At 71.6% G+C, this 13908-nt stretch carries 14 protein-coding genes and 1 pseudogene; 7 read left to right on the forward strand and 8 right to left on the reverse strand.

Annotation, left to right across the window (positions count from 1 at the left end; translation table 11 throughout):
* Positions 1-53: 53 nt before the first annotated feature.
* The 3 genes from ABD987_RS12455 to ABD987_RS12465 are packed head-to-tail and all read left to right on the forward strand — an operon-like array spanning position 54 to position 2596.
* The gene (locus ABD987_RS12455; RefSeq protein ID WP_345390948.1) at positions 54-1358 is read left to right on the forward strand and encodes a nicotinate phosphoribosyltransferase; all 1305 of its coding nucleotides are present in this window, start codon (positions 54-56) and stop codon (positions 1356-1358) included.
* A 12-nt stretch (positions 1359-1370) separates the two neighbouring features.
* Entirely contained in the window at positions 1371-1952 is a 582-nt protein-coding gene (locus ABD987_RS12460; RefSeq protein WP_345390951.1) for an isochorismatase family protein, read from the forward strand.
* Positions 1949-2596, forward strand: coding sequence for a bifunctional 4-hydroxy-2-oxoglutarate aldolase/2-dehydro-3-deoxy-phosphogluconate aldolase (locus ABD987_RS12465; protein WP_345390954.1), 648 nt, complete (start codon positions 1949-1951; stop codon positions 2594-2596). Before ABD987_RS12460 ends, ABD987_RS12465 begins: the two co-directional genes overlap by 4 nt.
* A gap of 6 nt (positions 2597-2602) precedes the next feature.
* Here the strand turns inward: ABD987_RS12465 and ABD987_RS12470 are convergent, their stop codons facing one another.
* The gene (locus ABD987_RS12470) at positions 2603-3271 is read right to left on the reverse strand and encodes a choice-of-anchor P family protein (RefSeq protein WP_345390957.1); all 669 of its coding nucleotides are present in this window, start codon (positions 3269-3271) and stop codon (positions 2603-2605) included.
* A 177-nt stretch (positions 3272-3448) separates the two neighbouring features.
* Between ABD987_RS12470 and ABD987_RS12475 the strand changes: the two genes are divergently transcribed.
* Positions 3449-5500: an ATP-dependent DNA helicase gene (locus ABD987_RS12475; protein WP_345390960.1), complete on the forward strand. Its 2052-nt coding sequence runs from the start codon at positions 3449-3451 to the stop codon at positions 5498-5500.
* Positions 5501-5556: 56 nt separating this feature from the next.
* Positions 5557-5889 carry a hypothetical protein gene (locus ABD987_RS12480; RefSeq protein ID WP_345390963.1) on the forward strand — a complete coding sequence of 111 codons (333 nt, stop codon included), beginning with the start codon at positions 5557-5559 and terminating at the stop codon, positions 5887-5889.
* A gap of 261 nt (positions 5890-6150) precedes the next feature.
* Here ABD987_RS12480 and ABD987_RS12485 read toward each other — a convergent pair whose 3' ends face one another.
* The 4 genes from ABD987_RS12485 to ctaD all read right to left on the reverse strand — a co-directional run bounded on the left by ABD987_RS12485 (position 6151) and on the right by ctaD (position 10505).
* Complete coding sequence (locus ABD987_RS12485) at positions 6151-6555, reverse strand: OsmC family protein (RefSeq protein ID WP_345390966.1); 405 nt, start codon at positions 6553-6555, stop codon at positions 6151-6153.
* A 39-nt stretch (positions 6556-6594) separates the two neighbouring features.
* The gene (locus ABD987_RS12490) at positions 6595-7374 is read right to left on the reverse strand and encodes a peptidyl-tRNA hydrolase (RefSeq protein ID WP_345390969.1); all 780 of its coding nucleotides are present in this window, start codon (positions 7372-7374) and stop codon (positions 6595-6597) included.
* Positions 7371-8600 carry a phosphoserine phosphatase SerB gene (gene serB, locus ABD987_RS12495; RefSeq protein WP_345390972.1) on the reverse strand — a complete coding sequence of 410 codons (1230 nt, stop codon included), beginning with the start codon at positions 8598-8600 and terminating at the stop codon, positions 7371-7373. Before serB ends, ABD987_RS12490 begins: the two co-directional genes overlap by 4 nt.
* 123 nt (positions 8601-8723) lie before the next feature.
* Positions 8724-10505, reverse strand: a complete 1782-nt coding sequence (gene ctaD / locus ABD987_RS12500) for an aa3-type cytochrome oxidase subunit I (RefSeq protein WP_345390975.1) — start codon at positions 10503-10505, stop codon at positions 8724-8726.
* Positions 10506-10692: 187 nt separating this feature from the next.
* Between ctaD and ABD987_RS12505 the strand changes: the two are divergent.
* Positions 10693-10953: pseudogene (locus ABD987_RS12505) on the forward strand (aminoglycoside phosphotransferase family protein); the annotation flags it as partial.
* Between the two features lie 45 nt (positions 10954-10998).
* On the opposite strand, the gene ABD987_RS12510 reads toward ABD987_RS12505, so the two are convergent.
* Positions 10999-11772, reverse strand: coding sequence for an alpha/beta fold hydrolase (locus ABD987_RS12510; RefSeq protein WP_345390981.1), 774 nt, complete (start codon positions 11770-11772; stop codon positions 10999-11001).
* A 39-nt stretch (positions 11773-11811) separates the two neighbouring features.
* Between ABD987_RS12510 and ABD987_RS12515 the strand changes: the two genes are divergently transcribed.
* A complete protein-coding gene (locus tag ABD987_RS12515) occupies positions 11812-12336 on the forward strand; it encodes a GNAT family N-acetyltransferase (RefSeq protein WP_345390984.1) in 525 nt (174 codons plus the stop codon).
* Positions 12337-12340: 4 nt separating this feature from the next.
* Here ABD987_RS12515 and ABD987_RS12520 read toward each other — a convergent pair whose 3' ends face one another.
* The gene (locus ABD987_RS12520) at positions 12341-12655 is read right to left on the reverse strand and encodes a hypothetical protein (RefSeq protein WP_345390987.1); all 315 of its coding nucleotides are present in this window, start codon (positions 12653-12655) and stop codon (positions 12341-12343) included.
* 91 nt (positions 12656-12746) lie between these two features.
* The gene (locus tag ABD987_RS12525) at positions 12747-13874 is read right to left on the reverse strand and encodes an alkaline phosphatase family protein (protein WP_345390990.1); all 1128 of its coding nucleotides are present in this window, start codon (positions 13872-13874) and stop codon (positions 12747-12749) included.
* Positions 13875-13908: the final 34 nt, after the last annotated feature.

Consider the following 13908-nt stretch of genomic DNA (forward strand, 5'->3'; position numbering starts at 1 on the left):
CAATCCGGCACGCCGTGCCAGGTCCGGCCGTGTGGGTGAATAGGGTGACTCGTATGGGTTCACCGGAGCCGGGTACCGGCGCCAGCACGGCGCTGCTCACCGACCACTACGAACTGACCATGCTGAGCAGCGCGCTGGCCGACGGCACGGCCGACCGGCCGTGCGTGTTCGAGGTCTTCGCACGCAGGCTGCCCGACGGCCGTCGCTACGGCGTCGTCGCCGGCACCGCCCGCGTGCTCGACGCGATCGCGGACTTCCGCTTCACCGACGCCGAACTGGCGCAGCTGGAAGCCACCGCGGTCGTCGACGACGCGACGCTGTCCTGGCTCGCCGACTACGAGTTCTCCGGCGACATCGACGGCTACCCCGAGGGCGAGCTGTACTTCCCCGGCTCGCCCTTGCTGACCGTGTCCGGCAGCTTCGCCGAGGCGGTCGTGCTCGAAACGCTGGTGCTGTCGATCCTCAACCACGACAGCGCCATCGCGTCGGCCGCGGCCAGGATGTCCGGCGCCGCGCACGGGCGGCCGATCATCGAGATGGGCGGGCGGCGCACCCACGAGTACGCCGCCGTCGCCGCCGCGCGGGCCGCCTACCTGGCCGGCTTCGCCACGACGTCCAACCTGGAGGCCGGCCGCCGCTACGGCATCCCCACCCGCGGCACCGTCGCGCACGCGTTCATGCTCCTGCACGACAGCGAGGAGGCCGCGTTCCGCGCGCAGGTGAGCAAGATGGGCGCGGACACCACGCTGCTGGTGGACACCTACGACATCACCAAGGGCATCGAGACCGCGGTCCGCGTCGCCGGGCCGGAACTCGGCGCGATCCGGATCGACTCCGGCGACGTCGGCCCGCTCGCCCGCAAGGCCCGCGAACAGCTGGACGCGCTCGGCGCGCGCGACACCCGCATCGTCGTCTCCGGCGACCTGGACGAGCACGCCATCGCCGCGCTGCGCGCCGAACCCGTCGACGCGTACGGCGTCGGCACCTCGGTGGTCACCGGGTCCGGCGCGCCCACCGCGGGCATGGTCTACAAGCTCGTCGAGGTGGACGGCAACCCGGTCGCCAAGCGCAGCGCGCACAAGGAGTCCCGCGGTGGCCGCAAGTCCGCGATGCGGCGGCTGCGCAGCACCGGCACCGCCGTCGAGGAGGTCGTCTGGACGACGGCCTCGCCCGCGCCCGCCCCGGGCCCCGACGACCAGCCGCTGCAGATCCCCCTGGTCCGGGCCGGACGCACGGTGGATGATGTGCCCACGCTCGACGACGCGCGGCAGCGGCTGCGCCGAGGGCTGGTGAGCCTGCCGTGGGAGGGCCTCAAGCTCTCGCACGGCGAGCCCGCGATCCCGACCCTGTTCCTCTAGGAGGTTAAGACCATGGCTACCGCGCTGATCGTGGTCGACGTGCAGAACGACTTCTGCGAAGGGGGGTCACTCGGCCTGCCCGGCGGCGCCGCGGCCGCCGCGGGCATCTCGAAGCTCGCCGCCGAGGGCGGCTACGGCCACGTCGTGGCCACCCGCGACTACCACATCGATCCCGGCGACCACTTCAGCGAGACGCCGGACTTCAACCACAGCTGGCCGCGGCACTGCGTCGCGGGCACGCCCGGCGCGTCCTTCCACCCGGCGCTCGACGTCGTCCCGATCGAAGCGGTGTTCTCCAAGGGCGAGTACACCGCCGCCTACTCGGGATTCGAAGGCAAGTCCGGGGATGACAAGAGTCTCGAGGCGTGGCTGCGCGAGCACGACGTGACCGAGGTCGACGTCGTCGGCATCGCCACCGACTTCTGCGTCCGCGCCACCGCACTCGACGCCGTGAAGGCCGGGTTCTCCGTGCGCGTGCTGCTGGACCACACCGTCGGCGGCTCGCGGCCCACCGTGGACGCGACGCTCGTGGACTTCGACGAAGCGGGCGTCGCCTACACCGGCACCGCCCCGGTCCCGCCTGCCGCCGCGTGAAAGAAATCCAGCGGGCGCTGGCGCGGCACCGGCTCGTCGCGATCCTGCGTGCCGCCGACGCGAGCCGCTTCGCCGAGGCGTCGACCGTGCTCTACGCGGCGGGAATCCGCCTGCTGGAGGCGACACTGACGACACCGGGCGCGCCGGAGGCGATCGCGAAGATGCGGGCGGACCTCGGCGAGGACGCGCTGATCGGCGCCGGCAGCGTCCGCGAACCGTCCGATGTGGACACCGCGGCGGACGCGGGCGCGGAGTACCTGATCACGCCGACGGTCAACCCCGCGGTGCTCGAACGGGCCGCCGCGCGCGGCGTCCCGGTGGTCTGCGGCGCGCTCACCCCGACCGAGATCGACCAGGCGTGGCGGCTCGGCGCGGCCGCGGTGAAGGTGTTCCCGGCCGCCGCCGTCGGCGGGATCGCCTACCTGCGCGCGATCCGCGCGCCGATGCCGGACGTGCCGCTGGTGCCGACCGGCGGGGTCCACCTCGCCGATGTCGAGGGCTACCTCGGCGCCGGGGCGATCGCGGTCGCCGCGGCGACCCCGCTGCTCGGCGACGCGCTCAAGCCGGGCGGCAGCCTGCCCGATCTGGCCGCCAGGGCGAGCGAGTTCGTCGCCGCGACGGCCCGGTACGCCCACCCCGGCTGAGGTGGCTCAGGGCTTCGGCTTTGCCTTGCCGTACGGATCGCAGCGCGCCGTGCCGAGGTAGATGTCGCCACTGGCCGGGCCGCCCTTCGGGAACAGCTTGACGTGCAACGCGTGCGTGGTCATGCTGCCGTCCGCCGGATCGGGCACCACGGTCTCGTTGAGCGTCACCGTCGCCAGCGTCTCGCCCGCCTTGCCGGGCACGGTGATCCGGTAGTTCGCCGGGATGTTCTCCGGCACCTTCACCCCCGTCACGGTGCCGAGCCGGACGTCACCGGAGCTGCCGTCCTTGGACGTGGCGCATTTGGCCTCGAACGTCCGGGCGGTGAGCACGGGCCCGCCGAACCGTTTGAGCACATCGGCCTGGAAGCGCTTGCCATACGCCTGGCCGATGGCCGCGGTCTCGTTCCGCCCGCAGCGGGTTTCACCGGCGCCGAACACCGCGATGTCCCCGGTCGCGCCACCCTGCGTGCGCTCGCCGGGCGAGGCGTCGACGGCGCAGCGCGCCAGCTCGGGTGTCACGATGTGCTCGTCGTCGATCATGATGTCCACCGATCCGACGGACGCCCAGGCGGTGGAGGTCACCGGATCCGCGTGCGCCGCCTGTGGCACCGCGAGCGCTCCCGCCAGCGCGGCCACCGCCAGTACCCGCCCCGCCGTCTTCCTGGCGTTCCGCATCACCGGCCTCCTCGATTCCGTGACTGAACGTGGCTACCCGCTCCGTCATCGGCAGCCCCGGCCGTCCCCCTGACGGCGGGACGCGGAACTCACCCGGACGTGTAAGCACACGGCGCGAACGGACCGTTGGTGCCGTAGTGCCGATCCTGACGGTGGTCCGGGCTAGGGTGTGACGCTGTGCCAGCCCGTGCAGACTTCCCCGGCGTCCTCGAACTCCTCACCCATGCGGTGGAGTCCGTCGGCGGTGCCGAACGCCCGGGCCAGGTCAAGATGGCCGAGGCCGTCGGCCAGGCCATCCGCCGCGGCGAGCACCTCGCCGTCCAGGCGGGCACCGGCACCGGGAAGTCACTGGCCTACCTCGTCCCCGCGATCCGGCACGCGGTGCAGAAGGAAGCCACCGTCGTGGTCTCGACGGCGACGATCGCGCTGCAGCGCCAGCTCGTCGACCGCGATCTGCCCCGGCTGGCGAAGGCGCTGAAGAAGCCGCTCGGCCGCGAGCCGACCTTCGCGATCCTCAAGGGCCGCCGCAACTACCTGTGCCTGCACCGGCTCGACACCGGCGCGCCCGACGAGCCCGAGGACGCGCAGCTGTTCGACCCGTTCGCGGTGTCCCGCCTCGGCAAGGAGGTCACCCGTCTGCGCGAGTGGTCGTCGGACACCGAGACCGGTGACCGCGACGAGCTGGTCCCCGGCGTCAGCGACCAGGCGTGGCGCCAGGTTTCGGTGACCGCCAAGGAATGTCTCGGCGCGTCGCGCTGCCCGATCGGCACCGACTGCTTCGCCGAACGCTCACGCGCCGAGGCCGGGCGCGCCGACATCGTCGTCACCAACCACGCGCTGCTCGCGATCGACGCGCTCCAGGGCTACCAGGTGCTGCCCGAGCACGACGTCGTCGTCATCGACGAGGCGCACGACCTGGTCGACCGGGTCACCTCGGTCGCCACCGGCGAGCTGACCAGCGCGATGGTCTCGGCCGCCGCGCGCCGCTGCGGCAAGCTCATCGACGCCGACGTCGCCGACCGCATGATGGAGGCGAGCGACGGCCTCGCCCTCATCCTCGACGACCTGCCCGCCGGCCGGATGGACTCGCTCCCCCAGCCACTGCGCGGCGCCGTCCCCGCCGTGCGCGACGCCGCGAAAGCGTGCCTCACCTCGCTCGGCGGCGACCGCAAGGAGGACGTCGACGAGGCCACCGCGCGCAAACTCGCGCGCTCGCTGGTGGAGGAGGTGCACGACACCGCCGTCCGGCTGCTGGAGGCGTTCGAGGAGGACCAGGCCCACCAGCGCGACGTCGTCTGGCTCTCCGGCGACCGGTACTCCGCGAACCCGCGGCCGCCCGCGCTCAAGGTCGCTCCGCTCGGCGTCGCCGGGCTGCTGCGCGAGCGCGTTTTCGGCCAGCACACCACGATCCTGACCTCCGCGACGCTCACCCTCGGCGGCACCTTCGACACCATGGCCCGGCAGTGGGGCCTGCCGCCCGGCCAGGACCGCGTCGAGAAGGCCGCCGGCACCGCGACCGACAAGGCACCGCCGTCCGACGCCGACGACGGCCCGAAATGGACCGGCCTCGACGTCGGATCGCCGTTCGACCACCGGCGCAACGGCATCCTGTACCTGGCCAAACACCTGCCCGCCCCCGGCCGCGACGGGCTCGCGAAGTCCACAATGGACGAACTGGCCGAGCTGATCGAGGCCGCGGGCGGACGCACCCTCGGCCTGTTCTCCTCCATGCGCGCGGCGAAACAGGCCACCGAGGAGATGCGCGAGCGGCTCGACCACCAGATCCTCTGCCAGGGCGACGACTCCACCTCGTTGCTCGTGAGCAAGTTCGCCGACGACGAACGCACCTGCCTGTTCGGCACGCTGTCGCTGTGGCAGGGCGTCGACGTCCCCGGCCCGTCCCTCCAGCTCGTCGTCGTCGACCGCATCCCGTTCCCCCGGCCCGACGACCCGGTGTCCTCGGCCCGGCAACGCGCGGTGGAGGCCCGCGGCGGCAACGGCTTCCTCACCGTCGCCGCCACCCACGCCGCGCTGCTGCTCGCCCAGGGCACCGGCAGGCTGCACCGGTCCGTCAGCGACCGCGGCGTCGTCGCCGTCCTCGACTCGCGGCTGGCCACCGCCCGCTACGGCGGCTTTCTGCGGGCCTCGCTGCCGCCGTTCTGGCCCACCACCGACCCCGAGGTCGCCCGCGCCGCGCTGCGCAGATTGGACGCGGCCGCGCCCCGGTGATCCGGTGCACACCCGCCAGGTACGGTAAAGGGAACGAAGCAGACAGGGAGCAGCGGTTGTCCCAGGATTCACCCAGCGCGCAGTCCCGGACCGTCAGTGTCGACGACACCGGCGTGCGGCGGCGTCTCGCCGATGGCAGCGAAGAAGCCGTGACGTGGTCGGACCTGTCCTCGGTGATGGTCAGAGTCATCCCCGACGGCCCCTGGAACGAGGACGTCTTCTTCATGCTCGTCGGCGCCGACGGCAAGGGCACCGCCATCCCCAGCGGCGACCCGGCCGCCGACGCCCTCATCGAGCGCCTCCAGTCACTGCCCGGCTTCGACAACGAGAAGTTCATCGAGGCCATGACCACCGACGCCGACGACGCCTACGTGGTCTGGACTAGCTGAGGTTTTGGGTGGAGTGTGTTCGCGGAACGCACTCACCCATCGGCCTCAGCTAGGTGTCCCTTGGGGGTCGAACCCCCAAACCCCCGCCAGGGGGCAAGCCCCCTGGCCCCCCCGCCCCCCGCCCCCCGCCGTGGTCACCTCGTCCGGCTGGTGGACCGGGCATACCCACGGGCCCGAGTTTCGCTCTCGGGGCCCGAATCGCTTACTGGGGCCAGTTTTCCGGTCGTCATGCGCCCCAATGTGGCGTTCGACGCCGGGTGATCAGGCGCCGGGGAACGACTCCGTGACGGGGATGCCCTTTTTCAGGGTGCGGCTGACAGTGCAGAGGCGCTCGATGGCACGGTCCACCGCACCGGCCAGCGCAGCGCGCTGATCGGCGTCCAGCACCGACACGTCGACGTCGAACGCCACGTGCACCGCGTCCAGTTCCCACGCGTCCTCCCGCCGGTCCGCGGTGACGCCGACCCGGAACTTCGAGTCCTCACCCACCCGGCGCGTGATCAGCTCCTCCGCCGTCACCGCCGCGCACCCCGCCGCGGCGATCTGCAACAGCTCCGCGGGCGAGAACACGCCCTCCTGCCCCTTGCGGCCCACCTTGACGTCGGCGCCCCGCTCGTTGCGCCCGACGAAGACGTGTTTGCCTTCCCGCTGTACTTCCAATGCCACGTCGCACTCCTCGCTCCGGTCTGCCGCGGAAGAACCCGCTCAAACTCCCGTTTGTTCCGGCGCCCACTGCGCGAGAACCGTGACCGTGCCCGGCTCCACCTCGGTGAACCCGGCGTCCCGCACGGCGACCACCCGGTCCCGCCGCCAGCCCTCCGCCGGATCGTCGACCGGGCACAGCTCCCGCCACCGCGCCGCGGACGGCGTCCGCACCGACGTCCGGTACCGCTGCGCGGCCCAGCGCGTGAGCGCGTCCGCTTCGAGCAGCGAGGCCAGGATCATCGTCGCGTGCCCGACCTGCGCCGAGGCCTTCCCGACCGTCATCGGCACGTGCGGGTTCAGCAACAGCACCGGCACCCCGGGCAACGCGGGCCCCGGCTCGTCGGGCGGCAGCTCACTGCCCGAGATCTGCAACCGCGAGACCTCTTTCGGGCTGTCGACGACCCGGCCGGGCACGAGCGCACGCGCCTGCGCGCCGTCGATCTCGACGGTCACGCCAGGCAGCTCCTGCACGGCCTGCCAGTGCGCGCCCCGCGCCCGCCGCGCGACCTTCCGGATGCGGTTGTCCAGCCACTCGTGCACCGGCCCGGCCCACTCACCGTCCGGCGCCGAACGCTCGTCGAGACACACCGCGAGCGCCGCGGCAGCCGCCGCTTCCAGCAAGGCCGTCCGCCCCGGCGGCTCGGCACGTTCGATGCGCAGGATCACCGGCATGGCCCGGACCTCCGCCGGATCCTCCTCGGAGGTGTCCGCGGTGTCGGCGGCGGGCAACCCCAGCCAGTACGCGTAGCGCGCGGCCAGCGGTTCAAGAACACTACTCACACTCGCTCCGGCTCAAGCCCATCGGCCGCGTCGGCGGCCTCCACCTCGGCCCTGGTGACCCCGAGGACGAACAGCACGGCGTCGAGATACGGGTGCGACAGGGCGGTGTCGGCGACCTCCCGCAGCGCGGGCTTGGCGTTGAACGCCACCCCCATCCCCGCCGCGGACAGCATGTCGATGTCGTTGGCGCCGTCACCCACCGCGACGCACTGGCCGAGCGGGATCTCGTACTCCTCGGCGAACCGTCGCAGCGCCGTGGCCTTGCCCGCCCGGTCCACGACCTCGCCGACGACCCGGCCGGTCAGCCTGCCGTCGACGACCTCCAGCTCGTTGGCGGCGGCGAAGTCCAGGCCGAGATCGTCCACCAGCCGATCGATGACCCGGGTGAACCCACCGGACACGACCCCGCAGCGGAACCCCATCCGCTTGAGCGTCCGCACGGTCGTCCGCGCGCCCGGCGTCAGCTCCAGCGAGTTCGCGACCTCGTCGAGCACCGATTCGGGCAGGCCGGCCAGCAGCGAAACCCGACGCTCCAGCGACTCGGTGAAGTTCAGCTCGCCGCGCATCGCCGCCTCGGTGATCTCGCGGACCTGTGGCTCGACCCCGGCGAACGCGCCGAGCATCTCGATGACCTCGCCCTGGATCAGCGTCGAATCGACGTCGAACACCACGAGCCGCTTCGCCCGCCGGGTGATCCCGGCCCGCTCCACCGCGACGTCGATCCCCGCCCGCGACGCCGCGTCGGCCAGGACCGACCGCAGCTCGGCGTCGGCGGACTCACTGTCCTCGGCGACCGAAACGTAGAGCTCCAGACCGGTCACGGGGTAGTCGGCGACGCTGCGGATCGAGTCGATGTTCGCCCCGACCGACGCCAGCCGCCGCGCCACCTCGGAGAACGCCCGCGCGGTGACCGGGCGGCCCAGCACCACCAGCACGTGCGAGGAGTCCCGGCGGCCCAGCGCGAACGGGTCCTCCCCGATCGCCGAGCCGATCCGCACGTCGACCTGCATCCCGACCGTGGCCATCGCCTGCTCGACGGACTCCTGCAGCCCTTCCGGGTCGCGGTACACCCCGGCCAGCACCCCGAGCACGAGCTGGCCGCGGATGACGACCTGTTCGACGTCGAGCACGTCGACGTCGTGCCGGGTGAGCACGGCGAACAGCACCGACGACACGCCGGGCTTGTCGGGGCCGGTCGTCGTGATCAGGACGGGGGTCTGGGTCACGGGTGTCTTCCTCGCTGGAGTGCGGTGATCTCGGCGGGTCCAGTCTGGCGTCCCGGACCACGCATGAAGAAGGGCGCGTGCCCGGCCTCACATCGGCCGTGGCACGCGCCCTGTCCTATCGGGTCACTGCTCGCTCGCGTTGTCCTTGTCGTGGTCCCCGGGGACCACCGCCTCGGTCAGCACCTGCGAGGGGGCCTTGGCCCCGCCGTGCACCTTCGGTTTCCCGAAGAAGCCGATCTCGCCTTCCTTGTGCATCCGCTCGATCATGTGCGGGTAGTGCAGCTCGAAGGCCGGGCGCTCGGAACGGATGCGCGGCAGCTCGGTGAAGTTGTGCCGCGGCGGCGGGCAGGAGGTCGCCCACTCCAGCGAGTTGCCGTAGCCCCACGGGTCGTCCACCGTGACGATCTCGCCGTACCGGTAGCTCTTGAACACGTTCCAGATGAACGGCAGCGTCGAGGCGCCGAGGATGTACGCGCCGATCGTGGAGATCGTGTTCAGCGTGGTGAACCCGTCGGTCGGCAGGTAGTCCGCGTACCGGCGCGGCATGCCCTCCGCGCCCAGCCAGTGCTGGACGAGGAACGTGCCGTGGAAGCCGATGAACGTGGTCCAGAAGTGCCACTTCCCGAGCTTCTCGTCCATCATGCGGCCGGTGATCTTCGGGAACCAGAAGTAGATCCCGGCGAAGGTGGCGAACACGATCGTGCCGTAGAGCACGTAGTGGAAGTGCGCGACCACGAAGTAGCTGTCCGACACGTGGAAGTCGATCGCAGGCGCGGCCAGCATGATGCCGGTCAGACCACCGAAGAGGAACGTGACGATGAAGCCCATCGAGAAGATCATCGGCGTCTCGAAGGACAGCTGGCCCTTCCACATCGTGCCGATCCAGTTGAAGAACTTCACGCCCGTCGGGACCGCGATCAGGAAGGTCATGAAGGAGAAGAACGGCAGCAGCACCGCGCCGGTGGCGTACATGTGGTGCGCCCACACCGCGACCGACAGCGCCGCGATCGCCAGCGTCGCCCAGACCAGGCCCTTGTACCCGAAGACCGGTTTCCGGCTGAACACCGGGAAGATCTCCGACACGATCCCGAAGAACGGGAGCGCGACGATGTACACCTCGGGATGGCCGAAGAACCAGAACAGGTGCTGCCAGAGGATCACGCCGCCGTTCGCGGGGTCGAACACGTGCGCCCCGATGTGCCGGTCCGCCAGCAGGCCCATCAGCGCCGCGGTCAGGATCGGGAAGGCGAGCAGGATCAGGATCGAGGTCACCAGGATGTTCCAGGTGAAGATCGGCATCCGGTACATCGTCATACCCGGCGCGCGCAGGCACACGATCGTGGTGATCATGTTGACCGCGCCGAGGATGGTGCCGAGACCGGAGACCACCAGACCGGAGATCCACAGGTCGGCGCCGACGCCGGGCGAGTGGATCGCGTCCGACAGCGGCGTGTAGGCGAACCAGCCGAAGTCCGCGGCGCCACCCGGCGTGAGGAAGCCGGAGAGCACGATCAGGCCGCCGAAGAGGTACAGCCAGTAGGAGAACGCGTTCAACCGCGGGAACGCGACGTCCGGCGAACCGATCTGCAGCGGCATGATGAAGTTCGCGAAGCCGAACAGGATCGGTGTCGCGTACAGCAGCAGCATGATCGTGCCGTGCATCGTGAACAGCTGGTTGTACTGCTCCTGGGACAGGAACTGCTGGCCGGGACGTGCCAGCTCGGTACGGATCAGCATCGCCATCGCGCCGCCCACCATGAAGAAGGCGAACGACGTGACCAGATACATGATGCCGATCTGCTTGTGGTCCGTGGTGCGGAACAACCGCAGCAGGTACGAACCCTTAACCGTCTCGTGCGCCGGATATGGGCGCGTGGCGATCGGCTTGGGGGCTACGGCCGTCACTCCTGCCTCCAACACTGCAGCCTTGTGGTGGTCATTGATCGGGAATCGCCGGGGCGCGCCCACCTGTGCGGCGGGCCCAATCCGGCAATCAAGGGGATCGTAGCCCTCGCTACCGACAGTCGCTCGCACCGGCTGGCAAGATCGGGCCGCGGCCGACGGATACACCGCCGCAGCGGTCGTCGCGGCGGTGGCCGTTGCCCGCCGGTACGGGCTGCCCGCCGACGCGCCCGAGGTACCGTACGAACGCTCGAACGTGCTGGTGAGACTGGGTCCGGTGGCGGCGAGGGCGCCCGCGACGACACGGCTCGCCCTGCCCGGTCCGGCCGCCCGGCTCGCCAGGGACGTCGCCCGGTCCGCCCACCTCACCGAACGTGGTGTGCTGGTCGTCTCACCGACCACGGATCCCCCGGCTGGGCCCCATTTCGCGGGCGGGCTCCCTGTCACGCTCTGAACACGCGAGTTCTCCGCTCAATCACGCGAGTTCGCTTTCGAATCACGCGTGCGCGCCGTTCGAGCACACCTTCGGGTACCACTCCAGGATCGCCTCGACGACGCCGGCCGGGTCCTCCAGCGGGGTCAGGTGCCCGGCCTCGGGCAGCACGACGAGCGTCGCGTCCGCCAGCGCGCCGACCATGGTGTTCGCCGCGTCCAGCGGGGTGATCGCGTCGTGCTCGCCGACGATCACCAGCGCCGGGACGTCCCTGCCCCGCAGCAGTTCGACCGAGTCCGGCCGGACCCGCATCGCCCGCGCGGCCCACGCGACGCCCGACGGCGGCTGGGCGTCGATGAGCCCGCGCACCGTTTCGGCGATTTCGGGGCGTTCGGTTCGGGTCTTCTCCGACAGCAGCTTCGGCAGGTTGTCCTCGGCGAACCAGCCCGACACCCCTTCGGCTTCGACACGCTCGGCCACGGCGAGCCGCCTGAGGACCGCGTCGGGATCGTCGGCGGTGGCCGTCGTGTCGATGAGGACCAGCCCGCCGACGCGTTCGGGCGCCAGGCGGAGCACGGCCAGCGCGAGATAGCCGCCCATCGAACAACCGCCGAGCACGACGCGGTCCAGGCCGAGCCGGTCAAGCAGGGCGACGACGTCGTGTGCCGCGTCCGCGAGACTGGGCTCGCGCTCGGTTTCCGGCAGCGGGCTGCGGCCGAGGCCGCGCTGGTCGGGGGTGATCAACCGGACCCGTTCGGCGAGCGGGGCGCGCACCGGGTCCCACATCCGGGCGTCGAAGGGGAAGGCGTGCAGGAGTACCAGGGGCAGATCCGTCATGCCGCGATTCTGTCGGACCCCCGCGCTAACGTCGCGGACATGCTGATCACGACCTTCACCGAGCTGCGGACCGAGCGGCTCGTGCTCCGGCCGCTGCGCGAGGAGGACAGGCAGGCCATGGTGGACATCCACACCGATCCGAGGACGAACCGGTTCAACCCGGCACCACCGGACGTCGCGACGTTCTCCGAGGTGTACACGGGGTGGCTGGCGCACTGGGCCGAACACGGGTTCGGCTACCTCGCGGTGACCGAACCCGGCGGCACGGAGGTACTGGGTGTCACCGGGGTGCGGTTCCGCGAGTTCCACGGCGAACGCGTGCTGAACCTGGCCTACCGGTACCGGCCCTCGGCCTGGGGCAAGGGCTACGCCGTGGAGGCGGCGGGCGCGGTCATGGACTGGTGCGCGGGGAAGCTGCCCGGCGTTCCGGTGCTGGCCAGCATCACCGTGACGAACAAGCCGTCCCTGCGCGTCGCGGAGCGGCTGGGATTCACCGACTACATCCTGGAGGACTACGACGGAGCACCCTCACGCCACTATCGGCGTACTCCCACAACCGAATAGGCGTTCACCAGCGGCGATGAGGCCGCCGGCGGGCCCGCGCGTCCCAGCAGGCGCGGTGCCAGTGACGACGGTCGGCCACGGAGCCGGTTTCGTCGGCGGGCCAGACCACCACGTGCGGGGTACCGGGCCGGATCTCGTGATCGCAGCCGGGACAGCGGTAGACCTTGGTCGCCTGGGCACCGGGCACGGTGCGCACCAGCCAGTCCCCGTCCGCGCCCGATTCGGCGCGCGCCCAGCCGGTGGCGGCACCCAGCTCGGACTGGGCACCACCACGGGCGTCGCGGGCACGGCCGTGGTCCGGGTGATTGCGTCGGGGCACGCGGAAACGGTATCCGCTGGACCGGGGCGGAGCGGTCCGGTGGGGGCGGACGCGTTGCCTGGCACACGTTCCCCCGGCCGGAGGGGTGTGGTCAGCCCCGCACCGTCACGAGCGGGACGAGTTGTTCGGCGGTGGTCAGCGAGCCGTGCTGGCCGATCAGCGAGGACTCGACGGCCTCGGCGAGTTCCCGCACCATGCCGAACCGCCCCTGTGCCGCCGCGACCACGTCGCCGATCCGCGGCCGGACGCGATCGCTGACGGTGTGCCCGAACCAGCCCGCCTCGATGGCCTCGTCCCGCGAGCGCACCCAGGCACGGTCACCGAGCACGGCGCGCCACGCGGCGAGCACGTCATCGGCGGCGCCCGGTTCGGTGTAGACGTGCCGGGCCCGGACCTCGCCGCCGATCGCGCGGACACCGGGAAGCAGCTCCGGGGTCTCGTCGATGTCGAGCGCGCCGTCGACGGCGACCATCCCGTGGTCGGCGACCACGGCCAGCAACGCACCAGGCGGCAGACCATCCACAAGGGACTCCACGAGGCGGTCCACCTGGCGCAGCTGCATCCGCCAGGCCGTCGAGCCCGGGCCGTACAGATGGCCGAGCATGTCGAGTTCGCTGTGGTAGGCGTAGCAGAACGCCCGGCCCTCGGCGAGCACGTCGAGGGTGCGGGCGGCGAGATCGCCGAGCGCGTGGACCCCGGCGTAGCGGGCGCCGCGCTGGGTCGCGCGGGTCAGCGCGGTGTCCGAGAACCGCGCGGAGGACACCACGGCGGCCTCGATCCCGGCCGCGGCCGCGCGCTCGAAGGTGGTCGGCAGGGGCTGGACCTCGAGCGGTGGCAGCGCGCCCCGGAGGTCGCCGCCGTGCTCGTGGCTGCACCAGCGCAGGGCGTTGAGCACCCCGGCGCCCGGCATCTCGAACGTGTAGCCGACCATGCCGTGCTCGCCGGAGGCGAGCCCGGTGCCGATCGCGGCGAGCCCGGCGGCGGTGGTGGACGGGAAGCCGACGCGGAGCGGTCGTCCGGCGAGTTCGGCCAGTACCGGGGCGTCCGCGGCGTGCTCGTGGAGCAGTTCCCAGCCGAGCCCGTCGATCAGCAGCACGGCGGCGCTGCGGCTGTCCGGTAGCGCCAGCGTGTTCACCGAACCGCTGTCGCCGACGGCGGCGAGCAGTGAGGGGACGACCTGGCCGAGATGCGGGATGTCGGTGATCTGCGGTGGTTCCACCCGCCCAGCTTCCCACTGTGCCCGGCTTCCCACC

It is taken from the genome of Amycolatopsis samaneae (assembly GCF_039541975.1).
Taxonomy (GTDB): Bacteria; Actinomycetota; Actinomycetes; order Mycobacteriales; family Pseudonocardiaceae; genus Amycolatopsis; species Amycolatopsis samaneae.

What these genes read in the sequence shown, in the direction of transcription:
- ABD987_RS12455 (WP_345390948.1), top strand. Translation starts at nt 54, where the DNA reads ATGGGTTCACCGGAGCCGGGTACCGGCGCCAGCACGGCGCTGCTCACC.
- ABD987_RS12460 (WP_345390951.1), top strand. Translation starts at nt 1,371, where the DNA reads ATGGCTACCGCGCTGATCGTGGTCGACGTGCAGAACGACTTCTGCGAA.
- ABD987_RS12470 (WP_345390957.1), bottom strand. Translation starts at nt 3,271, where the DNA reads ATGCGGAACGCCAGGAAGACGGCGGGGCGGGTACTGGCGGTGGCCGCG.
- ABD987_RS12510 (WP_345390981.1), bottom strand. Translation starts at nt 11,772, where the DNA reads ATGACGGATCTGCCCCTGGTACTCCTGCACGCCTTCCCCTTCGACGCC.
- ABD987_RS12515 (WP_345390984.1), top strand. Translation starts at nt 11,812, where the DNA reads ATGCTGATCACGACCTTCACCGAGCTGCGGACCGAGCGGCTCGTGCTC.